The sequence below is a fragment of the Novosphingobium chloroacetimidivorans genome, from assembly GCF_014204535.1.
Classification (GTDB): domain Bacteria; phylum Pseudomonadota; class Alphaproteobacteria; order Sphingomonadales; family Sphingomonadaceae; genus Novosphingobium; species Novosphingobium chloroacetimidivorans.
The window spans coordinates 24,179-49,749 of the sequence record NZ_JACHLR010000022.1 but is presented as its reverse complement, the minus strand read 5'-3'; the positions used below and the strand labels follow the sequence as shown (position 1 = coordinate 49,749).

24 protein-coding genes are annotated in these 25,571 nt (G+C 66.1%); 12 read left to right on the top strand and 12 right to left on the bottom strand.

The features are described 5' to 3' along the window. Positions 1-126 precede the first annotated feature (126 nt). From queA to HNO88_RS18710, 5 genes are all read right to left on the bottom strand, one after another. Entirely contained in the window at positions 127-1,155 is a 1,029-nt protein-coding gene (gene queA, locus HNO88_RS18730) for a tRNA preQ1(34) S-adenosylmethionine ribosyltransferase-isomerase QueA (protein WP_184249315.1), read from the bottom strand. A 31-nt stretch (positions 1,156-1,186) separates the two neighbouring features. After that, positions 1,187-1,873, bottom strand: coding sequence for a peptidylprolyl isomerase (locus HNO88_RS18725; RefSeq protein ID WP_184249312.1), 687 nt, complete (start codon positions 1,871-1,873; stop codon positions 1,187-1,189). 139 nt (positions 1,874-2,012) lie between these two features. After that, positions 2,013-2,528 (bottom strand): pantetheine-phosphate adenylyltransferase, encoded by a 516-nt coding sequence (coaD, locus tag HNO88_RS18720; RefSeq protein WP_184249310.1) that lies wholly within the window; start codon positions 2,526-2,528, stop codon positions 2,013-2,015. Continuing rightward, the gene (locus tag HNO88_RS18715) at positions 2,528-3,421 is read right to left on the bottom strand and encodes a polyprenyl synthetase family protein (protein ID WP_184249307.1); all 894 of its coding nucleotides are present in this window, start codon (positions 3,419-3,421) and stop codon (positions 2,528-2,530) included. Before HNO88_RS18715 ends, coaD begins: the two co-directional genes overlap by 1 nt. Positions 3,422-3,457: 36 nt before the next feature. After that, positions 3,458-3,709, bottom strand: a complete 252-nt coding sequence (locus HNO88_RS18710) for an exodeoxyribonuclease VII small subunit (RefSeq protein WP_184249304.1) — start codon at positions 3,707-3,709, stop codon at positions 3,458-3,460. A 135-nt stretch (positions 3,710-3,844) separates the two neighbouring features. Between HNO88_RS18710 and purL the strand changes: the two genes are divergently transcribed. Beyond that, positions 3,845-6,064 carry a phosphoribosylformylglycinamidine synthase subunit PurL gene (gene purL, locus HNO88_RS18705; protein WP_184249302.1) on the top strand — a complete coding sequence of 740 codons (2,220 nt, stop codon included), beginning with the start codon at positions 3,845-3,847 and terminating at the stop codon, positions 6,062-6,064. A gap of 51 nt (positions 6,065-6,115) precedes the next feature. Here the strand turns inward: purL and HNO88_RS18700 are convergent, their stop codons facing one another. Both HNO88_RS18700 and serB read right to left on the bottom strand, forming a co-directional pair. Beyond that, positions 6,116-6,766, bottom strand: a complete 651-nt coding sequence (locus HNO88_RS18700) for a DUF1345 domain-containing protein (protein ID WP_312857122.1) — start codon at positions 6,764-6,766, stop codon at positions 6,116-6,118. A 1-nt stretch (position 6,767) separates the two neighbouring features. Continuing rightward, a complete protein-coding gene (serB, locus tag HNO88_RS18695) occupies positions 6,768-7,649 on the bottom strand; it encodes a phosphoserine phosphatase SerB (protein WP_312857121.1) in 882 nt (293 codons plus the stop codon). Here serB and miaA point away from each other — a divergent pair. The 8 genes from miaA to leuA all read left to right on the top strand — a co-directional run bounded on the left by miaA (position 7,642) and on the right by leuA (position 15,948). Next, a complete protein-coding gene (gene miaA / locus HNO88_RS18690) occupies positions 7,642-8,625 on the top strand; it encodes a tRNA (adenosine(37)-N6)-dimethylallyltransferase MiaA (protein WP_184249296.1) in 984 nt (327 codons plus the stop codon). The two genes, serB and miaA, sit on opposite strands and share 8 nt — an antisense overlap. Before the next feature lie 173 nt (positions 8,626-8,798). After that, positions 8,799-10,541 (top strand): biosynthetic-type acetolactate synthase large subunit, encoded by a 1,743-nt coding sequence (ilvB, locus tag HNO88_RS18685; protein WP_184249293.1) that lies wholly within the window; start codon positions 8,799-8,801, stop codon positions 10,539-10,541. Positions 10,542-10,701: 160 nt separating this feature from the next. Next, the gene (ilvN, locus tag HNO88_RS18680; protein ID WP_184249290.1) at positions 10,702-11,217 is read left to right on the top strand and encodes an acetolactate synthase small subunit; all 516 of its coding nucleotides are present in this window, start codon (positions 10,702-10,704) and stop codon (positions 11,215-11,217) included. A gap of 113 nt (positions 11,218-11,330) precedes the next feature. Then, a complete protein-coding gene (gene ilvC / locus HNO88_RS18675) occupies positions 11,331-12,350 on the top strand; it encodes a ketol-acid reductoisomerase (protein ID WP_184249285.1) in 1,020 nt (339 codons plus the stop codon). A 56-nt stretch (positions 12,351-12,406) separates the two neighbouring features. Beyond that, complete coding sequence (locus HNO88_RS18670; RefSeq protein ID WP_184249282.1) at positions 12,407-12,925, top strand: hypothetical protein; 519 nt, start codon at positions 12,407-12,409, stop codon at positions 12,923-12,925. A 71-nt stretch (positions 12,926-12,996) separates the two neighbouring features. Beyond that, entirely contained in the window at positions 12,997-13,647 is a 651-nt protein-coding gene (locus HNO88_RS18665; RefSeq protein ID WP_184249279.1) for a YceI family protein, read from the top strand. Next, positions 13,644-13,955, top strand: coding sequence for an I78 family peptidase inhibitor (locus tag HNO88_RS22065; RefSeq protein ID WP_184249276.1), 312 nt, complete (start codon positions 13,644-13,646; stop codon positions 13,953-13,955). The genes HNO88_RS18665 and HNO88_RS22065 overlap by 4 nt, the downstream gene beginning before the upstream one ends. 325 nt (positions 13,956-14,280) lie before the next feature. Next, positions 14,281-15,948, top strand: a complete 1,668-nt coding sequence (leuA, locus tag HNO88_RS18655; RefSeq protein WP_184249273.1) for a 2-isopropylmalate synthase — start codon at positions 14,281-14,283, stop codon at positions 15,946-15,948. A gap of 153 nt (positions 15,949-16,101) precedes the next feature. Here leuA and HNO88_RS18650 read toward each other — a convergent pair whose 3' ends face one another. Then, positions 16,102-17,265, bottom strand: coding sequence for an FAS1-like dehydratase domain-containing protein (locus tag HNO88_RS18650; protein ID WP_184249270.1), 1,164 nt, complete (start codon positions 17,263-17,265; stop codon positions 16,102-16,104). Between the two features lie 174 nt (positions 17,266-17,439). On the opposite strand from HNO88_RS18650, the gene HNO88_RS18645 reads away from it, so the two are divergent. Beyond that, positions 17,440-18,405: an NAD(P)H-dependent flavin oxidoreductase gene (locus HNO88_RS18645; RefSeq protein WP_184249267.1), complete on the top strand. Its 966-nt coding sequence runs from the start codon at positions 17,440-17,442 to the stop codon at positions 18,403-18,405. Positions 18,406-18,559: 154 nt separating this feature from the next. Here the strand turns inward: HNO88_RS18645 and HNO88_RS18640 are convergent, their stop codons facing one another. The 4 genes from HNO88_RS18640 to HNO88_RS18625 all read right to left on the bottom strand — a co-directional run bounded on the left by HNO88_RS18640 (position 18,560) and on the right by HNO88_RS18625 (position 21,478). After that, positions 18,560-18,805 (bottom strand): hypothetical protein, encoded by a 246-nt coding sequence (locus HNO88_RS18640; RefSeq protein ID WP_184249264.1) that lies wholly within the window; start codon positions 18,803-18,805, stop codon positions 18,560-18,562. A gap of 110 nt (positions 18,806-18,915) precedes the next feature. Continuing rightward, positions 18,916-19,338, bottom strand: a complete 423-nt coding sequence (ndk, locus tag HNO88_RS18635; RefSeq protein ID WP_184249262.1) for a nucleoside-diphosphate kinase — start codon at positions 19,336-19,338, stop codon at positions 18,916-18,918. Positions 19,339-19,428: 90 nt separating this feature from the next. Further along, positions 19,429-19,863 carry a DNA polymerase III subunit chi gene (locus tag HNO88_RS18630; RefSeq protein WP_184249259.1) on the bottom strand — a complete coding sequence of 145 codons (435 nt, stop codon included), beginning with the start codon at positions 19,861-19,863 and terminating at the stop codon, positions 19,429-19,431. A 151-nt stretch (positions 19,864-20,014) separates the two neighbouring features. Then, positions 20,015-21,478: a leucyl aminopeptidase gene (locus tag HNO88_RS18625; RefSeq protein ID WP_184249256.1), complete on the bottom strand. Its 1,464-nt coding sequence runs from the start codon at positions 21,476-21,478 to the stop codon at positions 20,015-20,017. A 130-nt stretch (positions 21,479-21,608) separates the two neighbouring features. On the opposite strand from HNO88_RS18625, the gene HNO88_RS18620 reads away from it, so the two are divergent. Together HNO88_RS18620 and HNO88_RS18615 are read left to right on the top strand one after the other, a co-directional pair. Beyond that, positions 21,609-23,933 (top strand): LPS-assembly protein LptD, encoded by a 2,325-nt coding sequence (locus tag HNO88_RS18620; RefSeq protein WP_184249253.1) that lies wholly within the window; start codon positions 21,609-21,611, stop codon positions 23,931-23,933. A gap of 395 nt (positions 23,934-24,328) precedes the next feature. Beyond that, positions 24,329-25,564, top strand: a complete 1,236-nt coding sequence (locus tag HNO88_RS18615) for a peptidylprolyl isomerase (protein WP_312857123.1) — start codon at positions 24,329-24,331, stop codon at positions 25,562-25,564. Positions 25,565-25,571: the final 7 nt, after the last annotated feature.

The following is a 25,571-nucleotide window of genomic DNA, read 5'->3' as shown; positions in this document are numbered from 1 at the left end:
GGGCATGCCCCCGGACAGGTTGCCATCACCTCAACCAACCATCATGAAGGCGCGGGACTCTACCTCTGACTGGTAACAATCCGGGGAGCACGTCAGGCGGCCCCTGCCCGGCCCACTGAGTAACTCTTACGGCAATAGTAGCGAGCTATCCCCGTAAGAGTAGAACCGATAGTTATTTTCTATCGCATAGGCGTAAACGTCTTTCATACGTTCAAGCCCCATCAGTGCCGAGACCAGCATGAACAGGGTCGAGCGCGGCAGGTGGAAGTTGGTCATCAGGCCGTCGATCGCGCGGAAACGGTAGCCGGGGGTGATGAAGATCGAGGTGTCGCCTTCGAACGGCGCAATGGTGCCATCTTCTTCGGCCGCGCTTTCGATCAGGCGCAGGCTGGTGGTACCTACGGCGATCAGGCGACCACCGGCGGCGCGAGCGGCGTTGAGGCGCGCGGCGGTGGGGCCGTCGATGCGACCCCATTCGGCGTGCATGCGGTGCTCGGCGGTGTCCTGCGCCTTGACCGGCAGGAACGTGCCCGCGCCGACATGCAGCGTCAGCGTCTCTCGATCGATCCCGGCGGCATCGAGAGCGGCGACGAGTTCTGGCGTGAAATGCAGCGATGCAGTCGGCGCGGCGACGGCGCCGTCGCGGGTGGCGAACATCGTCTGGTAATCGCTGCGATCGGCTTCGTCCGTGGGGCGCTTGCCGGCGATGTACGGCGGCAAGGGCATGCGCCCTGCCCGCTCGAGCAGGATCTCCACCGGTTCGTCGCCTTCGAAGGCGAGCGTCCAGCTGCCGTCCTCGTGCCGCTGCTCGGCGATGGCGGCGACATTGGCCGGAAAAGCGATGCGATCGCCCTCGCGCAGCCGCTTGGCGTTGCGCACGAAGGCCTGCCAGCGCCGCAAGTCGATCCGCTTGTGCAGCGTCGCGCCGATCCGTGCCTCGCCGCGCTGGCCCTCGAGCTGCGCGGGGATGACGCGGGTGTCGTTGAACACCAGCACGTCGCCCGCTCGCAGCAGTGAGGGCAGATCGCGCACGTGACGGTCAGCGAACGGCGCTGCGCCATCGACGACCAGCATGCGCGCCGCGTCACGCGGGCGGACCGGGCGCAAGGCAATGCGCTCGGGCGGAAGCTCGAAATCGAAGAGGTCGACGTCCATCGTGCGGCTCAGTGCCGGAAGAGCCTCGCGATCAGTCCGACTTGGAATTGCTGAGCTGCGCCGCGCTGGCCGCCGGCGCCGCCGGGCTGACCGGAGCGGCAGGCGCGGGCTTCTTCTCGCTGGCGAGCGAGGCCTGCAACACGCGCGTCGGATTGGCCGGCGGTTCGCCGCGCTGGATCGCGTCGACGTACTGCATGCCGCCGATCACGCGTCCGAACACCGTGTACTTGTGATCGAGCGCGAAGCGCGGATAGAACACGATGAAGAACTGGCTGTTGGCGCTGTTCGGATCGTTCGTGCGCGCCATCGAGACGGTGCCGCGCAGATGGGGCATGGCGTTGAACTCAGCCTTGAGGTCAGGCAGCTGCGAGCCGCTCTGCCCGGTGCCGGTCGGATCGCCGGTCTGCGCCATGAAGCCGTCGATCACGCGGTGGAAGATCACGCCGTTGTAGAAGCCCTGCTTCGCCAGCGTCTTGATCCGCTCGACATGGTTGGGCGCCCACTGCGGCATGAGCCGGATGGCCACGCGCCCGCCGTCCGACAGGTCGAGCAGCAACACGTTGTCCGGATCGTGCGAGATGTCGGTGTCGATCACGGTCGGCAGCGCGGGAGCGGCGGCAACGACCGGCTCCTTCTTCTTGGCGGCCGCGGGCGAGCTGGCCAGCGCAAGCCCCATCATCATGCCCATCATCGTCGACACAAGCAGGCGGGATTTCATCGGCAACTCTCGGATCGCGCGGCGTAACGTGGGGGCGCCGCGACAGGGGGAACACAGTTGCTGAGGCGATAGAGCCAAGCCGCTGTCATGGCAATGAACGGAAAAACTCCGGCCCGTGCTCGATGCCGGCGCGCCTGCGTCAGTAATCGCCGAGGCGGCCGAGGGTGGCGACGCGGGCGACGACGTCGTCGCGCACGGCCGGGCTGACGAAGCTGCCGATCTCGCCGCCGAAGAGCGCGATCTCCTTCACCAGCTTGGATGCGATCGGCTGCAGACCGACGTCCGCCATCAGGAACACCGTCTCGATCCTGGCATTGAGCTGCTGGTTCATGCCGGCCATCTGGTACTCGTACTCGAAATCGGCGACCGCGCGCAGCCCGCGGATAATGACGCTGGCGCCCTGCGCCTCGGCGAACTTCATCAGCAGCGCGTTGAAGCCGACCACCTCGACGTTATCGAGCCCCATCGCCGCCACCTCGCGTTCGACCATGGCGATGCGCTCTTGCGGCGTGAACATCGGGTTCTTGGAAGGGTTGGTGGTCACACCCAGGATCAACCGATCGACCAGCTTGGAGCCGCGGCGGATGATGTCGGCGTGACCGAGCGTGATCGGATCGAAGGTGCCGGGATAGACTCCGGTGCGCTGCGCAGGCATCAATGATCCCTCTCGACGATGTAGCGCGCCACCGCCCGCAGCAAGTCGGCCTCCGAGCCATGGTTGGCCAGATGAGCGAGAGCCTGGTCGACCAGCATGTGCGCACGCTGGCGCGCGGGCTCGGCTCCGAGAAGCGAGACGAAGGTTTCCTTGCCTGCGCCCGCGTCCTTGCCAACCGCCTTGCCGGCGAGCTCGGCGTCGCCCTCGTGGTCGATCAGGTCGTCGACGATCTGGAACGCCAGGCCGATGTCGCGGGCATAGCCGCGCAGATGCGTCCGGCCCTCGACAGGTACGCGGCCCAGGATTGCGCCCATCTCCACTGCGGCGCCGAGCAGGGCGCCCGTCTTGAGCTGCTGCAAGCGGGTGACGGTCGGCAGGTCAAACTCGCTGGTTTCGGCGACGAGGTCCATCATCTGCCCGCCGGCCATGCCCTGCCATCCGCTGGCGAGCCCCAACGCTCGAACCAGCTCGATGCGCACGAACGGGTCGGCGCTGGTCGCCGGATCGGACAGGACCTCGAACGCGAAGTCGTGCAGCGCGTCGCCGGCAAGAACGGCGGTTGCCTCGTCGAAGGCAAGATGGAGGGTCGGCTTGCCGTGGCGCAGGTCGTCGTCGTCCATGCAAGGCAGATCGTCGTGGATCAGCGAGTAGACGTGGATCGACTCTATGGCACAACCGGCCCGAACCGCCGCCTCTCGGTTGACGCCGTACATCGAGGCGGTGGCGCACAGCAAAAGCGGGCGCAGACGCTTGCCCCCGCCCATTGCCGCGTAGCGCATCGCCTCGACAAGCTTCGCGCGAGCGTCGGCGGGCACCGGCAGCAGCAGGTCGAAAGCGCGGTCGATCTCGCCGGCGATCCGCGCGAGCGCATCGGGGAGAAGCGCTGACGTCATGGCCCGGGTGCCTTCATCGCGAACCGAGGCCAAGGCTCAGCGGCCCGCTGCATCGAAGGGCTGGGTCGACGCAGGCAGGCCATCGGGCCCGGCGACGATCTTCTCGATACGTGCCTGGGCGGCATCGAGGCGCGCCTGGCAGTGGCGCCGCAGCGCCTCGCCGCGCTCGTAAAGAGTGATCGAATCGTCGAGCGGCACGTCCCCGCTCTCCAGCGCGCGCACCACATCCTCCAGCGCGCGCAAGGCATCCTCGAAGCTCAACGCGGCGATTTCAGGCGTCTGGGTCATCGTGCGCAGCAATGGCGCTGCATGCGGCGTGGGTCAAGGTGGAGGCTGACCGGTCTCAATGTGCATGGAGTTGTATGCCGCGCATTGGGGGCGCGGCTCTAGCGCCGCTCGGCCTCTGCCGCTAAGGCGCGGCGCATGGCTGGAATCACACCTGATGTCGTCGAGGCCCATGGCCTCAGCCCCGAGGAATACGAGCACGTGCTGCACGCGATCGGGCGCGAGCCGAACCTGGTGGAGCTCGGCATCTTCTCGGTCATGTGGTCGGAGCACTGCTCGTACAAGTCGAGCCGCGTGCACCTCAAGAAGCTGCCGACGACCGCTCCGTGGGTGATCTGTGGCCCGGGCGAGAACGCCGGCGTGATCGACATCGGCGACAACCAGGCCGCCATCTTCAAGATGGAGAGCCACAACCACCCCAGCTATATCGAGCCTTACCAGGGTGCGGCGACGGGCGTCGGCGGCATCCTGCGCGACGTGTTCACCATGGGCGCGCGGCCCGTCGCCAACATGAACGCGCTGCGTTTCGGCCGACCCGACCACCCCAAGATGAAGCACCTGGTGCAAGGCGTCGTGCAGGGCATCGGCGGCTACGGCAACTGCGTCGGCGTGCCCACGGTCGGCGGCGAGACCAACTTCCATAAGGCTTACGACGGCAACATCCTGGTCAACGCGATGACCGTCGGCATCGCGCAGCAGGACAAGATCTTCTATTCGGCCGCGACGGGCCTCGGCAATCCGATCGTCTATGTCGGCTCCAAGACGGGACGTGACGGCATCCACGGCGCCACCATGGCGAGCGCCGACTTCGACGAGCACAGCGACGAGAAGCGCCCCACCGTGCAGGTCGGCGATCCGTTCACCGAAAAGCTGCTGATCGAGGCCTGCCTCGAATTGATGGCGACGGACGCGATCGTCGCGATTCAGGACATGGGCGCTGCCGGCCTCACCTCCTCCTCGGTCGAGATGGCGAGCAAGGGCGGCGCGGGTATCCGCCTCAACATGAACGCCGTGCCCTGCCGCGAAGAGGGCATGACGCCCTATGAGATGATGCTGAGTGAGAGCCAGGAGCGCATGCTCATGGTGCTTCAGCCGGGCAAGGAGCCGATGGCCGAGGCGATCTTCCGCAAGTGGGAGCTCGACTTCGCGGTGATCGGCGAGGTGACCGACACCGGCCACATGGTGCTGGAGTTCGACGGCGAGGTGGTCTGCGACATTCCGCTCGGGCCGCTGGCGGACGAGGCGCCGGAGTACGAGCGACCTTTCATCAGCCGCGAGGAATATGCCGACTGGGCCGCCGTGCTGCCGCTGGGCGAAGTGCCGGACACGACCGATGTCGCTGCCGATCTCGTCAAGCTGATGGGCACGGCCGATCTCGCCTCGCGCAAGTGGATCTGGGAACAGTACGACAGCCAGGTCGGTGCAGACACGCTGCAGAAGCCGGGCGGCGATGCGGCGGTAGTGCGGGTGCACGGCTCCAAGAAGGCACTCGCGATCAGCACCGACTGCACGCCGCGCTACGTCTACGCCGATCCTTACGAGGGTGGCATGCAGGCCGTCGCCGAGACCTGGCGCAACATCTCGGCAGTCGGAGCGAAGCCGCTGGCAATCACCAACTGCCTCAACTTCGCCAACCCGCAACGACCCGAGATCATGGCGCAGATCGTCCATGCGCTCCACGGCATGGGCGAGGCTTGCCGCCAGCTCGATTACCCGATCGTGAGCGGCAACGTCTCGCTCTACAACGAGAGCAAGGCGACCGGCGGTGGCTCGGCGATCCTCCCCACGCCCGCGATCGGCGGCGTCGGTATGCTCGACGATCACGAAGGCATGGCCACGATCGCCTTCAAGGCCGAGGGCGAGACGATCGTGCTGATCGGCGGCGAGAGCGGGCATCTCGGGCAGTCGCTGTGGTTGCGTGAAATCGCGGGTCGTGAAGAAGGCGGCCCTCCCCCCGTCGGCCTCTCGCTGGAGCGTTTGGCTGGCGAGACGGTGCGTGAACTGATCGCCCGCGGCCAGGTGACGGCGGTGCATGACTGCTCCGACGGGGGCCTCGCCGTAGCGCTGGCCGAGATGGCTCTGGCCAGCGGGATCGGTTTCGCCGTCGCCTCACCCGAGGACACCGTCAGCGAACCCGGCTTCTGGTTCGGCGAGGATCAGGCCCGCTATGTCGTCACCACGAACGATCCGATCGCCCTGCTCGACAGCGTCGAGGGCGCGGGGCTGGTCGCCATCGCTCTGGGTGAGACAGAGGGCGAAACGCTGACCTTCCGAAACGCAAGTGGCGAAAGCGCCACGGATCTTCGGACTTTGCGCGAGGCACACGAGGCGTTCTTCCGTGACTGGATGGAGCGCTAGGCCAGGCCTTTCATCATCGTCGCAACCGGCCGTACCGCTCGACGCGGTCGCTTACGACGATGCGAGCACGTTCACCGTCAGCGCCAGAATGCCAAGGTTGAACGCGAACGCGAACAGGCCGTGGAAGGTCGATATCCGCCGCATCGCGCAGTGCGTGATGGTGATGTCGGCGGTCTGGCACGTCATCCCGATCACGAACGCGAAGTTCACGAAGTCGGCGAACTCCGGCTCGCAGTCGCCGGGGAAATCCAGTCCCCCTTGGTCACCACCGCTGCCTCGCGAGTAGAACAGTCGCGCATAGTGGAAGGCGTAGACCAGGTTCGCGAAGGTCCAGCTCGCCAGTAAGGTCGCGACCAGCAGCACGATGTGTAGAGCGTCCAGCCCCTGCTTGTCGAGGAGCAGGATGCCGAGCGCCGTCAGCACGACCGTGCTGATGACCGCAGTGAGCACCAGCAGCAGGAACTGCCCGGCATCGTCGCGCTTGGCTTCCATGCGCATCTCGTCCGGCTTGCCGCCGCGCCAAAGGTTCACGCAGGACAGGATGAAGACCAGGGCGGCAAGATCGAAGCCGAGGAGGATGGCGATGTCGATCTTGGCCATCAGGCTCAGGAGCACCGAGGTAAGGACAAGCACGACGAGGAACAGGCGGTAGCGAGGATGGCCCGCGCCCAGGCGCGCCAAGCCTCCCCCGCCATCGGCCACGTCAGCTCACCCAGTCGCGCATCGGCACGCCGAGCAGCTTGAGCACTTTCGTCAGGTCGCCCCGGTCGATGCGGCCATTGGCAGCGGCGCGGGCCTTGGGCTTCGCGTGGTAGGCGAAGCCATATGTCGCCGCCTCGATCATCGGAATGTCGTTCGCACCATCGCCGATCGCCAAGGTGACCACGTCGTCGCCAAGCGCCTGCGCTTCGGCGAGAAGGGTTGCCTTCTTGACCGCGCTATCGACGATCGCGCCTTCGAGGCCACCGCTGAGCTTGTCGGTGTTTACCTCGAGCCGGTTGCCGACAACATAGTCGAAGCCGAGTTGCTCGGCCACGGGGTCGGCGAACTGGTGAAATCCACCGGTGACCAGCACTGTCCGGCAACCGCGCGCCTTGAGCGTCGAAACCAGGGTCCTGGCGCCGCTCATCGGAGCGATCCGGCTGGCGAGGCATTCCTTGATGGCGCTCGTCGGCAAGCCGCCCAGCAAGCGAACGCGCTCGCGCAGCGCAGCCTCGAAGTTGAGCTCGCCCTGCATCGCGCGCTCGGTGATCGCGGCCACCTTGTCCTTCAGACCGGCGAAGTCGGCCAGCTCGTCGATGCACTCCTGCCCGATCATGGTGGAATCCATGTCCGACACGAACACCCGGGGGAAGACGATGTCATCGTTGGCGACCAGCATGTCGGCGGGCGCGAAGTGCTGGTCGAGCACTTCGAGCATCGCGGCGCGATCGTCGTCGGGCGAGGTGATCTCCAGAGTCTCGCCGCAATGATCGAGCATGGCGATGCCGGCCACGCGCACGCCTCGCGACTCCAGATCGGCACGGGCGGCATCGATCCTTGCCGACAAGCCTTCGGTCTCTGCTATCAGCCGGGCAATGAGCACCGTAAACACCTCTGATTGGTTCGTGCGACCCGACCCGTCCCGGCCGCCGCTGGCGCTCATCGCAGGGCCGACCGCGAGCGGCAAGAGCGATTGTGCCGTCGCCCTGGGGCAGGCGCTGGAAGCGCGAGGCCAGCGCGCCGTGGTGATCAATGCCGATAGCGCCCAGGTCTATGCCGATCTCGAAGTGCTCAGCGCACGACCGACGCCCGAGGAGATGGGCGGGATCGAGCACCGGCTGTTCGGCACCTGGGACGGCGCCCGGCCCTGCTCGGCTGCCGATTGGGCCGCGGCCGCGCGTGGTGAGGTCGACGCGGTGCATGCACAAGGCGGCGTGCCGATCCTGGTTGGGGGCACCGGCCTCTATATCCGCACCCTGCTGGACGGCATCGCTCCGGTCCCACCCATAGACGAAGCCATCCGCGCCCAGGTGCGAGCCCTGCCCGTCGCGGAGGCCTATGCCGCTCTCCTGCAGGAAGATCCCCCGCGTGCCGAGAAGCTGGGTGCGAACGACCAGGCACGGATCGCACGAGCCCTCGAGGTGGTCCGCTCCACGGGCCGGACGCTGGCGGACTGGCAGGCGCAGGTGGAGGGCGGCATCGGAGATCGGGTGCAGGTCCAGGCCGCGATCCTGCTGCCCGAGCGCGCGGCACTCTACGCCCGCTGCGACGCTCGGTTCGACCGCATGATCGCGCGTGGCGCCGTGGCCGAAGTCGCACGATTGCGGGAACGCCGCCTCGATCCCGATCTGCCGGTCATGCGGGCGATCGGAGTTCCGGAACTCGTCGAATATCTCGGTGGGAGCATGTCTCTCGAGGTCGCTCGGGACCGCGGTGCTCAGGCAACGAGGAACTATGCCAAGCGGCAATATACCTGGTTGCGACACCAACCGCCTCCGCATTGGCCGCGCATCTCCTACGAAGATTTCAGGCCTACGTCGGTGCAAGAAATTTTCTTGCGGTCATATGGCTTGACGTGACATTTTTGATCGCTTAGGCGCCACTCACCTGCTCGGATCAAAGAAGCGGGATGGGAGAGGATGCGACCCGGCCGCCATTGTGGTGCCGGGTCCATTTCATTATGAGCCCGATCAGCCTTCGGGCTTCGAGGGTGCAGAACAGAACATGCATCTCAACAGTAAGGACATGTGTTGTGAGTGAAGAGCGCAGCGGCGCGAACATCCTGGTCGAAAGTCTCGTCCGGCAGGGCGTCGAATTCGTATTCGGCTACCCGGGCGGTGCGGTACTTCCGATCTATGATGCTTTGTTCCAGGACGAGCGCATTCGCCACATTCTGGTGCGTCACGAAGCCGGCGCTGCGCATGCGGCCGAAGGTTATGCCCGCTCCACCGGCAAGCCCGGCGTCGTGCTCGTCACCTCGGGCCCGGGCGCGACCAATGCCATGACCGGTGTCGCCGACGCGTTCCTCGATTCGATCCCGCTGGTCGTCATCACCGGCCAGGTCCCGACCGCGCTGATCGGCTCGGACGCGTTCCAGGAAGCCGACACCATCGGCATGTCGCGCCACTGCACCAAGCACAACTACCTGGTCCGCGATCCGGCGGAGCTTGCCGCGACGATCGACGAGGCGTTCCAGATCGCCACCACCGGCCGCCCCGGTCCGGTGCTGATCGACATTCCCAAAGACGTTCAGATCGCTTCGGCCCTGTGGCACGAGGGTGCGCCGCAGCGCCGCAACCGCTACTCGCCCAAGACCGAGGCACCTGCGGCCGACATCGCGCTTGCGGTCGAGATGCTGGCCAAGGCCGAGCGCCCGGTGTTCTACACCGGCGGCGGCGTGATCAACTCCGGCCCGCGCGCCTCCGAACTGCTGCGCGAGTTGCAGGATAAAATCGGCGCGCCGGTCACCTCAACGCTGATGGGCCTGGGCGCTTTCCCCGCCGACAGCAAGGACTGGCTCGGCATGCTGGGCATGCACGGCACGTTCGAAGCCAACATGGCAATGAACGAGGCCGACCTGATCCTGTGCGTCGGCGCTCGCTTCGATGACCGGGTGACCGGGCGACTGGATGCGTTCGCGCCGAACTCACAGAAGATCCACATCGATATCGATCGCTCTTCGATCAACAAGACCGTCGAAGTCGATCTGCCGCTGGTGGGTGATTGCGCGCAGGTTCTGGAGCAGATCCTGACGCTCTGGAACGGCCGCAACGGCCAGGACCTGAGCGCCTGGCACGCCAAGGTCGACGAATGGCGCGCGCGCAACAGCCTCGCCTACCCACGCAACACGCAGGGAATCGCGCCGCAATACGCCGTGCAGCGCCTGTTCGAGATGACGCGGGATCGCGATCCGATCATCTCGACCGAAGTCGGCCAGCACCAGATGTGGGCGGCGCAGCACTTCCACTTCTTCGCGCCGAACCGCTGGCTGACCTCCGGTGGCCTGGGCACGATGGGCTACGGCCTGCCCGCCGCGATCGGCGCGCAGTGCGGCGCCCCCGACAAGCTGGTCATCGACATCGCCGGCGACGCCTCGATCCAGATGAACATCCAGGAGATGGGCACGGCAACGCAGTACCGCCTGCCGGTCAAGGTGTTCATCCTCAACAACGAGTGGATGGGCATGGTTCGCCAGTGGCAAGAGCTGACGTACGAGAGCCGCTATTCCAACTCGTACTCGGACAGCCTTCCCGACTTCGTGAAGCTGGCCGAGGCGTATGGCTGGAAGGGCATCCGCATCGAGGACGAGAGCCAGCTGGACGCCGGTATCCAGGCGATGATCGACCATGATGGCCCGGTCATCGTCGACTGCCTGGTGGCCAAGGACACCAACTGCTTTCCGATGATCCCCAGCGGCGCGGCGCACACCGAGATGCTGCTCCACGGCGACGAAGTGGTGGGCACCGTCAGCGACGAAGCCAAGGCGCTGGTGTGATGGCTGTTCGGCTTTTCCCTCTCCCCGGACGGGGAGAGGATACGCAGGCTTGTGCCCGCGCCGCGGGTACTAGCCGGAGTTGGAGAGGGGTTTGTGCCCTCTCGACCTCGCGCACCCCTCTCCAAGCTGCGCTAGCCGCTTTCGCCCCGGAACTCATCGCATGAAAATCCACAAGGCCGCCGAGGAGCGGCACGTCCTCACCGTGACCGTCGACAACGAAGCGGGCATCCTCGCCCGCATCGCCGGCATGTTCACCGCGCGCGGCTACAACATCGACAGCCTGACCGTGGCCGACATCACCGAAAACCACTCGGTCAGCCGGATCACCATCGTCACGCACGGGCCGCAAAGCGTGGTCGATCAGGTGCGCTACCAGCTCGAACGCCTGGTGCCCGTGCACAAGGTCGTCGATCTCACCGAGAATGGTCCTTACGTCGAGCGCGAGCTGGCGCTGATCAAGGTGGCCGGCACCGGCGAGAAGCGGGTCGAGGCGCTGCGGGTGGCGGAAATCTTCCGTGCCCGCCCGGTCGACACCACGACCGAGAGCTTCGTGTTCGAACTGACCGGCGCGCCGGACAAGATCGACAGCTTCGTGGCGCTGATGCGCGATCTCGGCCTCGTCGAGGTCGGCCGCACCGGCATCGTCGGCATGATCCGCGGCGCGACCGAGGCCTAGCTGCAATTCGTCGTCCCGGACTTGATCCGGGACCGGTTCCGCCACGACGGAACCTCACGCACTTACGAAACCGGACCCGGGTCGAGCCCGGGTCGACGCAAGGAACCGATGAGATGAAAGTCTATTACGACGCCGATGCCGACCTGAACCTGATCACCGACAAGAAGATCGCGGTGCTCGGTTACGGCAGCCAGGGCCACGCGCATGCGCAGAACCTGCGTGACAGCGGCGTCAAGGACGTGGCGATCGCACTTCGCGAAGGTTCGGCGACCGCCAAGAAGGCGCAAGATGCCGGCTTCAAGGTGCTGTCCAACGCCGAGGCCGCCAAGTGGGCCGATATCCTGATGATCCTGGCGCCCGACGAGCACCAGGCTGCGATCTATGCCGAGGACCTGCACGCCAACATGAAGCCGGGCGCCGCGCTCGCCTTCGCGCATGGCCTCAACATCCACTTCGGCCTGATCGAGCCGCGTAACGACATCGACGTGATCATGATCGCGCCCAAGGGCCCGGGCCACACGGTGCGCTCGGAATTCCAGCGCGGCGGCGGCGTGCCCTGCCTGATCGCCATCGCGCAGGACGCGACCGGCAACGCGCATGACGTCGCCCTCGCCTATGCATCGGGCGTCGGCGGCGGCCGTTCGGGGATCATCGAAACCAACTTCCGCGAAGAGTGCGAGACCGACCTGTTCGGCGAGCAGGCGGTGCTCTGCGGCGGCGCCACCGCGCTGGTGCAGGCCGGGTTCGAGACGCTGGTCGAGGCGGGCTACGCTCCCGAGATGGCGTATTTTGAATGCCTGCACGAACTAAAGCTGATTGTCGATCTGATGTACGAGGGCGGCATCGCCAACATGCGCTACTCGATCTCGAACACCGCCGAGTACGGCGACATCACCATCGGCCCGCGCATCATCACCGATGAGACCAAGAAGGAAATGAAGCGCGTCCTCGCCGACATCCAGTCGGGCCGCTTCGTGAAGTCCTTCGTGCTCGACAACCGCGCCGGCCAGCCCGAGCTGAAGGCCGCTCGCTATGCTGCCAAGCATCACCCGATCGAGGAAACCGGCGCCAAGCTGCGCGCGATGATGCCCTGGATCAAGGCCAACGCCCTGGTCGACAAGGCCAAGAACTGACGCTAACGGAACGCCGCCCCGCCAGCACGGTGGGGCGGTGACGTCGGAGAGCATTGATGATCTCGGTTTCCAAGGCCGCCATTCTTCCTTGCGCACTGCTCGGTCCGGCCCTGCTGATGGCGGGGTGCAATCGCGAAGCTCCTCGGCAGACCGACGACTTCGCCGAACGCATCGCCGCGACGCCGGCCGCCAATGGCCAGCCCGCACCCATGGTGCCCCAACTCGATCCCAAGCAGGTCGCCGCCGAGCGCGAGCGGGCCGAAAAGGCCGGAGCGGTCCAGAGCGACGAACAGTCGGAGAGCGCCGTCAAAGGGCCCTACGCCGACCTCGTCGTACCTCCGAGCGTTCAGTCCGACGCCAAGGCCGCCGAGCCATGCCGCGCGGTCGCGATGTCGCGCTTCCTGGGCCAGCAGGACAGTCCGGCCCTGCGCCAGCAGGTCACCGCGGCGAACCAGGCTCCAGGCGGCATCCGGTTTGTTCGGGCGGGCAACAAGGTGAACGCCGGCGAACAGCCTGGGCGGCTTAACGTCATGCTCGACACCGGCAGCGTCGTTCGCGACTTCCGCTGCGGCTGATCGCGCTACTTGATCATGTAACAAGGCTGGGGCACACCCGTGCGGCAAGAACCGCACTGGGAGGCTATCGCATGCGCCGTTATCTCGTTCCCGCCGCCACGGCCCTGGCGATCGTCGCCGCCGCTCCATTGGTTGCACAAGGCATGGCGTCCGCGCCCGGCCAAAAGAACGCCGCGCTGATCACCGGCGGCACCTACCAAGCCGATCCCAATCACACGCTGGTCGAGTGGGAGCTGAATCATCTCGGCTTCTCGCCATACTTCGGCCTCTTCGGCGATGTCACCGGGACGCTGCAGCTCGATCCCAAGGCACCGCAGAACGCCAAGGTTTCGGTCACGATCCCGATCAGCAAGGTGACAACGGCCAGCAAGGGCCTCACCGACCACCTGCTGCGCGCACCCAAGGATGCGGGCGGCAAGCCCGACTTCTTCGGCCCCTCGCCCGCGGACGCCACTTTCGTCTCGACCTCGGTCAAGCCAACTGGTGCCGGCAAGGCGAACGTCACCGGCAACCTGACCTTCAACGGGGTGACCAAGCCGGTGACCCTCGCCACCACCTTCTACGGCGCCGGCAAGATGCCCGCGCAGATGGGTGGAGCCGAGAACGTCGGCTTCGAGGCGACCACCACGATCAAGCGCAGCGAGTTCAATTTCGGCAACATGGTGCCGATGCTCTCGGACGAGGTGAAGCTGAAGATCGCCGCGGCGTTCACCAAGAAATGAGCCGCATCGTATCTCTCGCGAGCATGGCCACCGTTGCCATGCTCGCAGGCTGCACCGCCCAGGGTGATGCTCCGCCCGCTACCACCCCTGCGCCGGCTGCGGCCGACGCATGTGGCGCAGCGAAGGTGACAAGCTACATCGGCACCCAGCGCACCGACGAAGTGATCGCCAAGATCAAGTCCGCCTCGGGCGCCCAGGCGCTGCGCGTGGTAGGGCCGAACGATGCCATGACGATGGACTTTCGCGAGGACCGCCTGACCATCACCACCGACGAGAGCGGCCGCATCAAGACACTGCGCTGCGTTTAAGGGCGCGAAAGTCCTTCAAACCATCTCGTCACCCCCGCGAAGGCGGGAGTCCCGCTTCTTCTTTCAGAGCAAACCCAGAAGAACAAGCGGGGTCCCCGCCTACGAGTGGACGACGGCGAGGCTTTGCAAATGGAACGGCTCGACTTGAGCCTTTACTTTTGCACTCTCCAAAGCCATAGGCAGCGCCATGTCCCTCCAGCTCGGCCTTATTCTGCGACTTATCCGCCCTTGGGCGTGAGACCGCGCGTCGGCTGACCGGCGCGCTCGGCGCCCAGGGGATCGAAGCCACACCGCGACACGCAGAATACCCGAGCGAGACTTCTCCATGACCATGCTGAAAGACCCCGCGGTCAAGTACCGCCCGTTCCCGCAAGTCGACTTGCCCGATCGCCAGTGGCCGGGCCGCACGATCACGCAGGCACCGCGCTGGCTCTCCACCGACTTGCGCGATGGCAACCAGGCCCTGATCGACCCGATGGGCGCGGAGAAGAAGACGCGCTTCTTCGACCTGCTGGTGAAGGTGGGCCTCAAGGAGATCGAGGTCGGGTTCCCCGCTGCCGGCTCGACCGAGTTCGACTTCATTCGCGGGCTGGTCGATAGCGGCCGTGTGCCCGAGGACGTGCTGATCCAGGTGCTGACGCAGAGCCGCCAGGACCTGATCGAAACCTCGTTCCAGAGCCTCGCCGGCGTGCATGCCGCGATCGTACACCTCTACAACGCGGTGTCGCCGCTGTGGCGCCAGGTCGTGTTCGGCATGGAGCGCCATGAGATCCGCGCCATCGCCGAGAATGGCGCCAAGGTCCTGCGCGACCAGGCTGCCAAGTACCCGCAGACCCGGTGGCACTTCGAGTACAGCCCGGAGACGTTCTCCACCGCCGAGCTCGATTTCTCGCTGGAGTGCTGCGAGGCGGTGATGGGCATCCTGCAGCCCACCCCCGAGCACCCGATCATCCTCAACCTGCCGGCGACGGTCGAGGCGGCGACGCCCAACATCTATGCCGACCAGATCGAGTATTTCTGCCGCAACCTGCCCAACCGCGAGAGCGCGGTCATCAGCCTGCACACCCACAACGACCGGGGCACCGGCGTTGCGGCGGCGGAACTGGGCCTGATGGCCGGCGCCGACCGCGTCGAGGGCTGCCTGTTCGGCAACGGCGAACGCACCGGCAACTGCTGCCTGGTGACGGTCGGCCTCAATCTCTACACGCAAGGTGTCGATCCCGGGCTCGACTTTTCGGACATCGACGAGGTGATCCAGACGGTCGAGTACTGCAACCAGCTCAAGGTGCCCGAGCGGCATCCTTATGGTGGCGAGCTGGTGTTCACTGCTTTCTCCGGCAGTCACCAGGACGCGATCAAGAAGGGCTTTGCAGCGCAGGAGACGCGCAACGACCAGCTGTGGGCGGTGCCCTACCTGCCGATCGATCCGGCAGACCTGGGGCGCAGCTACGAGGCGGTGATCCGCGTCAATTCGCAATCGGGCAAGGGCGGCTTTGCCTGGGTGATCGAGCAGGACCAGGGCCTCAAGCTGCCCAAGCGCATGCAGGCCCACTTCTCGCGCCACGTGCAGGAGCTGGCGGACGAGCTCGGTCGCGAGTTGCAGGCGGTCGACATCTGGGACGTGTTCCAGCGCACCTACCGGCTGGATGGCGCGCAGCGCTATCAACTGATCGACTGGGACGAAGGTCGCGGCGCTGACGGCACGCGTTTGTTCTCGGGCAAGATCGGTGTCGACGGCCGCGAGCAGACCGTCTCGGGGCGCGGCAACGGCCTGATCTCGTCGGTGACGGCGACGCTCAAGGACAGCTTCGGCGTCGAGCTCGAGGTCAAGGACTACGCCGAGCACTCGATGGGCCAGAGCTCGGATGCGCGAGCGGCGGCTTATGTCGAGTGCGTGCTGCCGGACGGTCGCACGGTGTGGGGTGTCGGCATCGATGAAGACGTCGCCACCGCCAGCGTGCGCGCTGTGCTGAGCGCCGCCAACGCGGCTTGATCTCTGACGCGACACCTTCCCCCGGGTCGGGGGAAGGATACCGCAGCTTGCTCCTGCAAGGAGCTAGCGAAGGGTGGATGGGGGGCTGCACGCCAGCGTGGACGCGCTGCTCCGGCATCGCTCCCCCTCCCCGCCGGGGAGGGGAACTTAGCCTTACCCCTTCTTCGGCAGCTTGATCTCGGCCGTGCCGGTGCACATCGTCACACCGCGCTGGTTCACCATCTTGTGGCGCACGTGGATCAGGTTGCGTCCCTCCTCGTCCACCGTCTTGTCGACCACTTCGGCCGTCTGGATGGTCACGTCGCCGGTCAGCGCCGGGCCACGGTAGTTGGCGGTGGAGTGGACCACGCCGCCATGCTCGCCGGCCCAGCCCGAGAGGAAGTCGGTCACCCAACTGCCCATCGAGGCGCCATAGCCATAACCGCGGGGCATGCCGATCCGGCGCGCGAACTTGGGGAACAGGTGCCCGCGCGAAGGGCCGTAGTACGCGCCGTCGGTGAGAAACGGATTAACCCGCATCATGTCGGGATCGTTCTCGTAACCGGCCATCTCGCGGGTGAATCCCAGCGCTTCCAGGTCGTTCTTGCGCAAGTTCATCGTGCCCCAGTTGTTCACGATGTATGCGCGCCACTCGGTGGTGAAGCTGGCGATCGAGTGCGGACCGAACACGCGCTCGGGAAGCTCGTCACCCACCTGCACGTCGTCCCACCAACGCTCCTTGTGGCCCAGATCGTGGAGCATCTGGATCCACGCGAACTTGCGATCCTCGAGCGCGTTCAGTTCCTCGTCGCTCCACTCCGGCTCGTCGAAGTCGGCTTCCTTGACGCCCTCGCCACCTGCAGCCGCCGAGTATCGGATACCCGTCGAGCGCTGCTTGGCGATCGGCTCGCCATGCTGGTTGGCGTAGTTGTTGTCGCCGCGCTGGAAGCAGGTCGGCCCGAACCCGGTTTCCTTGACGACATAGTCGAAAGGAATGCGCGTGTTGGTGACGATATCGCCGGCAGAAATCTTGGTGTCGTAGAACCACCACTCGTCGCCACCGAACAGCAGGTGCGAATCCGGGATGCGCCCGAAGCAGGCAGGTGCCGCGCCATGGCCGTCATCGGTAGCGATGGCGAAGCTCTGCGGCGCCACCAGCTTGCCCCAACGGCTTTCCGCCGCATAGTCCGGATCGTAATGCAGGAGGTTGGCGTAGTGCATCGCATGCACCCAACGGCGGATGTCGTTGTTGGCGATCGGCTCGCGCAAGGTCGAGTAGTCGATGACCTTGCCGATGTACTGATCAAGATCCGATGTATCGAGCGTCTGCGTCGCCATGATGTTCTCCCTCTCCGGCCGCGAGTGTAATCGACAGTGCTGTCTATTACATGCCACGAGTGCGAGGTCACGCCCTAACCGGCCGGTGGCCTCCGACCATCGCGCCTGCGGCTCGACACATATGCACGAGCGCATTATGCCAGCAATTAACCGCACGATTAAACGGAGCTCCTGATGCCCCTGCCCGCGCCTTTCTCGCAGCTACGCCTGCCTGTGATCGCCGCGCCGATGTTCATCGTGTCGAACCCCGAGCTGGTGATTGCGCAAGTGCGCGCCGGCATCGTCGGCAGCTTTCCGGCGTTGAACGCCCGGCCGGCCAGCCAGCTGGACGAGTGGCTGCACGCAATCACCGAGGCAACGGCCGGCTGCGCCGCTCCGTTCGCGGTCAACCTCATTGTGCACAAGACCAACAATCGCCTGGAGGAAGACCTGGCGATCTGCGCCAAGTGGCGCGTGCCGCTGGTCATCACCTCGCTGGGCGCGCGCGAGGACGTGAACGCGGCGGTGCATGGTTGGGGCGGGATCGTCTTGCACGACGTCATCGACGACGCCTTTGCCCGCAAGGCGATCGACAAGGGCGCCGATGGGCTCGTCGCCGTGGCGGCGGGCGCCGGGGGTCATGCCGGATCGCAATCTCCCTTCGCCCTGATGCAGGAGATCCGCAGCTGGTTCGACGGGCTGGTCGCCTTGTCCGGTGCGATCGCCAACGGCCGCTCGATCCTGGCGGCACAGGCGCTGGGCGCCGACTTCGCCTATATCGGCTCACCCTGGATCGCGACGACCGAAGCCAACGCGGTGGAGGGCTACAAGCAGGCCATCGTTTCGGGGCGCGCCAAGGATATCGTCAACTCGAACCTGTTCACCGGCGTGCACGGCAACTACTTGCGCGCCTCGATCGCTGCGGCTGGCATGGACCCGGACAACCTGCCCGAGGGTGACGTAAGCACCATGAACTTCGGTTCGGGCGGCAACACCGCGGCGAAGGCCTGGCGTGACATCTGGGGCTCGGGACAAGGCATCGGCGCCATCGACGCTGTCGAGCCAGTCGCGTCGCGGGTGGAGCGGATGGCCGCGCAGTACGCGGATGCGGCGAGGGACCTGGCGGGGCGCACGGAGCTCGCGCGTACGCGCGTCGGCTAGCGACACCGCTACCTCACCCGTCGCCCCCGCGCAGGCGGGGGCCCCGCTTGTTCTTCCGTCTGTAAGGCCTGTCTCAGAAGCGGGGCCCCCGCCTGCGCGGGGGCGACGGTGATATCTTCGTTCAATCTTGCGTCGAACGAGAGCAGCTGGTGCCTCAGACCTCGGAGTACTCCACCAGCGGTCGGCTCTCGCGCGTGCCTTTGTAGCGCGCTTCGGGATCGTTCGCATCGCCGGCGATGACGACATGATCCTCGTGCACTTCCAACAACGTGCCTACGAACGGAAAGCCGTCGAGGCTGCCGGTCACTCGATAGCTGACGGTATCGCCCACCTTGAAGCTGGCGGGATCGAAATTGAACTCGAACGGGCAAGCCTCGCCCGTGTCACCCATGCCTTGCATCGGAACTCTCCTTCAGGCGCCTTGATACCGCAATGAGCCGCAGTGGATCAAATGTAAAAGGCCGCCCCGAATGGAGCGGCCTTCAACTGCTCAGCTCAGGCGCTGACCGATCAGCCGACGATCTCTTCGGGCTTGAAGAAGTAGTCGATCTCGATCTTGGCGTTCTCTTCCGAGTCCGACCCGTGGACCGAGTTCGCCTCGATGCTCTCGGCCAGTTCCTTGCGGATGGTGCCGGCGTCCGCGTTCTCCGGGTTGGTGGCGCCCATGATGTCGCGGTTGCGCTTTACCGCGTCCTCGCCCTCAAGCACCTGCACGACGACCGGGCCGGAGATCATGAAGCTGACGAGGTCGTTGAAGAACGGACGCTCCTTGTGGACGGCGTAGAAGCCCTCTGCCTGCTCCTTGCTCATCTGGATGCGCTTGGACGCGACGACGCGCAGGCCGGCCTCCTCCAGCATCTTGGTGACGGCGCCGGTCAGGTTGCGGCGCGTGGCGTCGGGCTTGATGATCGAGAAGGTGCGGGTCACGGCCATGCGGAATTCCTTGTAGAAGAGCTGTTATCGGGTTGCGCGCGCCCCTAGCCGGGTCGGCGCAGCGAAGCAAGGCGCAGGGAGGCGAGTGCCTCAGGCCGCCTCGATCCAGCGTCCGCCTTCCTGCTTCCAGAAGTGCCGCTCGGTCCCTTCGCGGCCGCGCAGCTGCCGCCACACGCCGCGGGCACCCTCGAGCGTGGCCTGATCGAACAGCAGGAAGGTCCGCGCGAATTGAGTCGCCTCCTCGCGCCAGACTCCGTCGGCGAGCGCGAGGAAGCGGGCATCGTTCGCCGGCTCGGGTTGGTCGGACAGGAGCACGGGTTGGCGCTTCGCGTGCGGGTCACTCGCGCGGCCGTTGGCGAGGAAGCTGTCGGGCAGAGCCCAGAGCCCTTCGCCGATGCGGGTCAACTGCGCCGGATCGCCCGAGACGACCAGCATACGTTCGCCTGCCTTCAACGTCGCGCGGGCGAGCAGCGGCAGGGCCGCCTCCACCGGATCGCGCGAGAGCTGGTAGAAGTCGACGCGCACTACGACGCCCCTCCCTCGTCACCCCCGCGCAGGCGTGGGCTCCGCTCGTCTTCTGGAGCCGGGCGTTCGACCGCAAGAAGCGGGATCCCCCCCTGCGCGGGGATGACGAGGTTGGGGGAGACGGTGTTCATGCCTGCCTCGGGGCTTAGCCTCAGCCCTCGATGGTATTGCGCACGAAGCGGTCGAGCAGGCGCACGCCGAAGCCGGTCGCGCCCTTGTCCCAGGTGGCGCCGGGCTTGTCGGCCCATACGGTCCCGGCGATGTCGAGGTGCGCCCAGGGCGTGTCGTTCTCGATGAAGCGCTTGAGGAACTGTGCCGCGGTGATCGACCCGCCAAAGCGGCTGCCGACGTTCTTCATGTCGGCGATGGGGCTGTCGATCATCTTGTCGTACGCCGGGCCCATCGGGAAGCGCCAAAGCGGCTCGCCGGTCGCCGCACCCGCCGCGGTCAGGTCGGCGGCAAGCACATCGTCGTTCGAGAACAGACCCGCATACTCATGCGCCAGAGAGCCGATGATCGCACCGGTCAGCGTCGCCAGGTCGACGATGCGGGTCGGCGCGAACTCGCGCTGCACCCAGGTCAGAGCGTCGCACAGCACCAGGCGGCCTTCGGCATCGGTGTTGATAACCTCGATCGTCTGGCCCGACAGGGACGTCACCACGTCTCCCGGGCGCTGCGCCTTGCCGTCGGGCATGTTCTCGACCAGACCGCAGACGGCAACGACATTGGCCTTGGCCTTGCGCAACGCCAACGCGAGCATGGTGCCCGCGACCGCACCGGCGCCGCCCATGTCCCACTTCATGTCCTCCATGCCGGCCGCCGGCTTGATGCTGATGCCGCCGGTGTCGAAGGTCACGCCCTTGCCGACGAAGGCGATCGGCTTGGTGCCGGCCTCGCCGCCCTTCCACTCGATCACGAGCAGGCGAGCCGGCCGTGCCGAGCCCTGCGCCACGCCCAGCAGCGAGCCCATGCCGAGATCGGCCATCTCGTTCTCGTCCAGCACGCGCACTTCAAGGCCCGTGCCTTCGTAGCGCGCGCGGGCGCGCTCGACGAAGCTCTCGGGGTAGATGACGTTAGCGGGCTCGGTCACCAGCTCGCGCGTGAACTCGACGCCTCGCGCCAAAGCTTCGGCATCGCCCCAGTGTGCCTGGATGCCCTCGGGCGCGCCGAGCACGTCGATCTGCTGCAGGCTGGGTTTGCTGTCGTCGCTCTGCTTGGTGCGATAGGCATCGAAGCGCCACGCCCGCAGTCGCGCGCCGAGCAGCAGCGCGGTGGTTTCTTCCTGCGACAAACCGGCACCGTCCAGGTCGATCGCCAGCACAGTTTCACCCGAAGTCAGGTATTTGGCGACCAAGGCCACGCCGGCCTTCTCGGCTGCGACAACGCGATCGCCAACGCCAGCCTCGCCCAGCCCCGCCAGCACGACGCGACGCACGCGGCCGTCGCGCTCGGCGAAACCCTCGAACAGCTGGCCGGTCTTGCCGGTGAACCGTGACTGGCTCGCCGCTTCGACCAGCACCGCCTCAAGCTGTGCCGGCACCGCATCCTGGTTGACGAGATGCACGAGGATGCCTGCGTCCGACTTCGCACCGGCGTCAAGGAACTGAATCTTCATGCATTCTCCTCAGGGAATTCGTCTTGTCGGGCGACCGGGATCGAGCCGGCGGCGACGGGCTGTCGCAAAGGACGCGCCTTCGCCTCAGCGGCGGATTGCAGTTAGGCGCGGGCGATGCGATAGGCAAGCCATGCCCCCCGCCCAGCCGCACTCGCCGCAAGCCCGGAACTGTCTCTTGCGGCCCCGCTGCTTGCGCTCCTTGTCCCTGCGCTCCTTGTCCCTGGGCGCCTTGGCGGCGGGACTGGTTGCGCTGGCAGCACCGGCGGCATGGGCTCAGGACCTCACCAAACCGCTGCCGGACCAGCCGATCTCGCCCTTGCCGCCCGCCGCCCCGCCGGCGACCAACGCCAACGAGGTTCCGGTCGCCTTCGCGGCCGACAAGGTCGAGTACGCGCAGAACTCGCAGGATGTGACCGCGACCGGCAACGTCGTCCTGCGGCGCGACGATCAGTCGGTGCGCGCGGACAAAGTGACCTGGAACCAGCAGAGCGGCCAGATCGTCGCCACCGGCAACGTCCGCCTGATCGACGAGAACGGCAACCAGCTGTTCACCGACCGGGTCGAGCTGACCGACGAGCTCAAGACCGGCGCGATGGAGAACCTGCTGATCGCCTTGCGCCAGGGCGGCCGCCTCGCTGCCCTGCAGGGCCAGCGCATCGAGAACGGCAACGTCATCCTGACCAAGGCCGCCTACACCGGCTGCGCCGTGGAAGACACCGACGGCTGCCCCAAGGAACCGAGCTGGCGCGTCACCGCCAACCAGGTCGTCTACGACGAGGCGGGGGACCGGATCACCTTCAAGAACGCGCGGCTGGAGCTGTTCAACCTGATCAAGCTGCCTCTGCCGGGCCTGCGCATATCGACCAGCGGCGGCTCGGTCGGCGGCTTCCTGGTTCCCGATTTCCGGGTCTCGCCGTCGAACGGCATCGAGGTGAGCGACTCCTACTACTGGCAGATCGCCAAGAACCGCGACCTGACCGGCACGCTCCACGTCTTCTCGAAGGTAGCCCCGATGGTCAGCGGGCAATATCGCGCGCTGACCGAACACGGTGCCTACCAGATCACCGGCTATGCAACCTCCAGCAGCCGCATCCCGATCAGCGGCGGCAACGCGACATCTGATCGCAGCTTCCGCGGCTACGTCTTCGCCAACGGCCGCTTCCAGCTCGATCCGAACTGGAGCGTGACCGCCTCGATCCGCCGGACCACCGATCGCACGTTCTTGCGCCGCTACGACATCAGCCGTGACGACCGGCTGCGCTCGATGGTGGATGTAGAGCGGATCGATCCCAACAGCTACCTGTCGATCTCCGGCTGGGCGACCCAGACGCTGCGCCGCGGCGTGGACCAGGGTCAGGTCCCCCTCGCCTTGCCGCTGATCGACTATCGCCGTCGCTTCGACGATCCGCTGCTCGGCGGCAGGATCGAGGCGCAAGTCAACACGCTCGCCATCAGCCGCAAGGACGGCCAGGACACACAACGCGCCTTTGCCAAGGCCCAGTGGTCCTTGCGCAAGCTGACCGGCATGGGTCAGGAAGTGACGTTCACCGGTCTGGTGCGCGGCGACGTCTATCACTCGAGCGACAACGACCTCACGCTGACCGATCTCTATCGCGGAGAGGCCGGCTGGAAGACGCGCGGCGTCGCCACCGCGGCGGTCGACGTGCGCTGGCCCTTGATCGGCGAAGTGTTCGGCGGCACGCAGGTGCTGACGCCGCGCGTGCAGCTGGTCGCGACGCCCAAGACCGCCAATCTCTCGATCCCCAACGAGGATGCACGGGCGATCGACCTGGAGGACAGCAATCTGTTCGCGCTCAACCGCTTCCCCGGCTACGACCGGATCGAGGACGGCGTTCGCTTCACCTATGGGGTCGACTGGCAATTCGAACGACCGCGCTGGCGCGTGAAGGCCAACGTCGGCCAATCCGTGCGATTGAGCAACCGCGAGTCGATCCTGCCCGACGGCACCGGGCTGGCGAACAAGACCTCGGATATCGTGGGGCGTACCGAAGTGCGCTATCGTGACTGGATCACGTTCACGCACCGCTACCGCGTCGACAAGGACAGCTTCGCGGTCCGCCGCAATGAAATCGACGCGACGCTCGGCAACAGCCAGACGTATGCGGAGATCGGCTACACCAAGCTCAACCGCGACATCGACGAGGTCGAGGATCTTCGCGATCGCGAGGAACTGCGCTTCGCCGGACGCGCGGCATTCCTGAACTACTGGTCGGTGTTCGGATCGGCAGTGGTCAACCTGACCGATCGCAGCGAGGATCCGGTCTACGGCTCCGACGGATTCCAGCCACTGCGTACCCGCATCGGCGCCGCTTACGAGGATGACTGCCTGCAGGTTTCGCTCACCTGGCGGCGCGATTATCAGGCGACCGGCGACGCGCGGAAGGGCAACTCGTTCCAGCTTCGCTTCGCGCTCAAGAACATCGGCTTCAAGTAAGCTGCGGCCCGGCACCCGCCTTCCCCAGACCTCTCGTTGTGAGCACGCCGCAATCGCGCTATCGGTGGTGCTCATTTTCAGTTAAGCCGCGCCCCTGCAAGGCGCGAGACAAGCGTGCGGGGTCGTCTCTTCATGAGCGAGGCACGCAGACCAGGCCGGCTCCTCCGGCCAGATACGGGATAGAAGACAAGGTGAAAACCAGCTTTCGTAATGGCTTGAAGACCGGTTCGCTTGCGATCGCCGGGCTTGCGAGCGCGCTCGTGGCCCCACTGGCTGCGGCTCAGCAGTCGGCGGCCCGGCAGTCGGCCGCCCAGCAGCAAGCGCGTCAGCAGCAGCAAGGCCAGGAGGGAGCGGATCAGCAGGACGCGGGCCAACCGGCCGATGCGCAAGGCAACATCACGATCCCCGAGAATGTGCGGATCTTCACCCAGAACAATCCCAACCTGCGCCGCGCCACCGCCGTCGTGAACGGCGACGTCATCACCGGCACCGACGTGGACCAGCGGCTCGCCCTGATCCTGGCAGCCAACGACAACAAGCCGAGCGAGGAGGAGAAGACCCGCCTGCGCTTGCAGGTGCTGCGCAACCTCATCGACGAGACGCTGCAGATCCAGGCTGCCAAGGCGGCCGACATCACCATCAAGGACGAAGAGGTCAACCAGACCTACGCCCGCGTCGCGACGCAGAACTTCGGTCAGAACCCGGGCGCGATGGATGCCTATCTCGGCCGGGTAGGCTCCTCGCCCGCATCGCTGAAGCGGCAGATCCGGGGCGAGTTGTCCTGGCAGCGCCTGCTGAGCCGCAACGTAGCGCCGTTCGTCAATGTCTCCGACGACGAGGTCAAGGAGGTCATGAACCGCCTTGAGGCCGCGAAGGGCACCGACGAGTACCGCATCGGCGAAATCTATCTGGCATCGACCGACGAGGACGACGCCCAGGTCGCCGGAAACGCACGCAAGATCGTCGAGCAGCTGAAGCAGGGCGGCAGCTTCGTCGCCTACGCGCGGCAGTACTCGCAAGCGTCGACTGCGGCAGTCGGTGGCGATCTCGGCTGGATCAAGCTGGCGCAGCTGCCTGCCGAACTGGCCACGGCCGCAAGCGAAGTGCAGCCGGGCCAACTCGTCGGACCGATCAGGATCCCCGGCGGCTATTCGATCATCTACCTGATCGACAAGCGCCAGGTCCTCACCGCCGACCCGCGCGACGCGGTGCTGGCGCTCAAGCAGATCTCGATCAACTTCCCCTCCGGCACGACCGAGGCGCAGGCGACCGCGCGGGCCAAGACCTTCGCCACCGCCATGCAGAGCGCCAAGGGCTGCGGCGCCGTGGACGAGGTCGCGGGCAAGCTCGGCGCGCAAGTCGTCGCCAACGACCAGGTTCGCGCGCGCGACCTGCCCGGACCGCTGCAGAACGCGGTGCTCTCGCTCAACGTGGGCGAGACTTCCCCGCCGTTCGGCTCGATCAGCGAGGGCGTCCGCGTCCTCATGCTGTGCGGTCGCGACGATGCTCCCAATGCGTCCGGCCCGAACTTCGACCAGCTGATGAGCCAGATGGAAGACGATCGCATCAACAAGCGCGCGCAGATGTACTTGCGCGACCTTCGCCGCGATGCGGTAATCGAGTACAACTGACCTCCGA

Excerpts from the sequence above, each read along its gene's own strand:
- HNO88_RS18715 (WP_184249307.1), bottom strand. The coding sequence starts at position 3,421 with ATGACGTCAGCGCTTCTCCCCGATGCGCTCGCGCGGATCGCCGGCGAG.
- miaA (WP_184249296.1), top strand. The coding sequence starts at position 7,642 with ATGAGCACCGTAAACACCTCTGATTGGTTCGTGCGACCCGACCCGTCC.
- HNO88_RS18640 (WP_184249264.1), bottom strand. The coding sequence starts at position 18,805 with ATGCAAGGCATGGGTGACACGGGCGAGGCTTGCCCGTTCGAGTTCAAT.
- HNO88_RS18620 (WP_184249253.1), top strand. The coding sequence starts at position 21,609 with ATGCCCCCCGCCCAGCCGCACTCGCCGCAAGCCCGGAACTGTCTCTTG.
- queA (WP_184249315.1), bottom strand. The coding sequence starts at position 1,155 with ATGGACGTCGACCTCTTCGATTTCGAGCTTCCGCCCGAGCGCATTGCC.
- ilvC (WP_184249285.1), top strand. The coding sequence starts at position 11,331 with ATGAAAGTCTATTACGACGCCGATGCCGACCTGAACCTGATCACCGAC.
- coaD (WP_184249310.1), bottom strand. The coding sequence starts at position 2,528 with ATGCCTGCGCAGCGCACCGGAGTCTATCCCGGCACCTTCGATCCGATC.
- HNO88_RS18670 (WP_184249282.1), top strand. The coding sequence starts at position 12,407 with ATGATCTCGGTTTCCAAGGCCGCCATTCTTCCTTGCGCACTGCTCGGT.
- purL (WP_184249302.1), top strand. The coding sequence starts at position 3,845 with ATGGCTGGAATCACACCTGATGTCGTCGAGGCCCATGGCCTCAGCCCC.
- HNO88_RS22065 (WP_184249276.1), top strand. The coding sequence starts at position 13,644 with ATGAGCCGCATCGTATCTCTCGCGAGCATGGCCACCGTTGCCATGCTC.
- HNO88_RS18650 (WP_184249270.1), bottom strand. The coding sequence starts at position 17,265 with ATGGCGACGCAGACGCTCGATACATCGGATCTTGATCAGTACATCGGC.
- HNO88_RS18710 (WP_184249304.1), bottom strand. The coding sequence starts at position 3,709 with ATGACCCAGACGCCTGAAATCGCCGCGTTGAGCTTCGAGGATGCCTTG.
- HNO88_RS18625 (WP_184249256.1), bottom strand. The coding sequence starts at position 21,478 with ATGAAGATTCAGTTCCTTGACGCCGGTGCGAAGTCGGACGCAGGCATC.
- leuA (WP_184249273.1), top strand. The coding sequence starts at position 14,281 with ATGACCATGCTGAAAGACCCCGCGGTCAAGTACCGCCCGTTCCCGCAA.
- ndk (WP_184249262.1), bottom strand. The coding sequence starts at position 19,338 with ATGGCCGTGACCCGCACCTTCTCGATCATCAAGCCCGACGCCACGCGC.
- HNO88_RS18645 (WP_184249267.1), top strand. The coding sequence starts at position 17,440 with ATGCCCCTGCCCGCGCCTTTCTCGCAGCTACGCCTGCCTGTGATCGCC.
- HNO88_RS18725 (WP_184249312.1), bottom strand. The coding sequence starts at position 1,873 with ATGAAATCCCGCCTGCTTGTGTCGACGATGATGGGCATGATGATGGGG.
- HNO88_RS18665 (WP_184249279.1), top strand. The coding sequence starts at position 12,997 with ATGCGCCGTTATCTCGTTCCCGCCGCCACGGCCCTGGCGATCGTCGCC.
- ilvN (WP_184249290.1), top strand. The coding sequence starts at position 10,702 with ATGAAAATCCACAAGGCCGCCGAGGAGCGGCACGTCCTCACCGTGACC.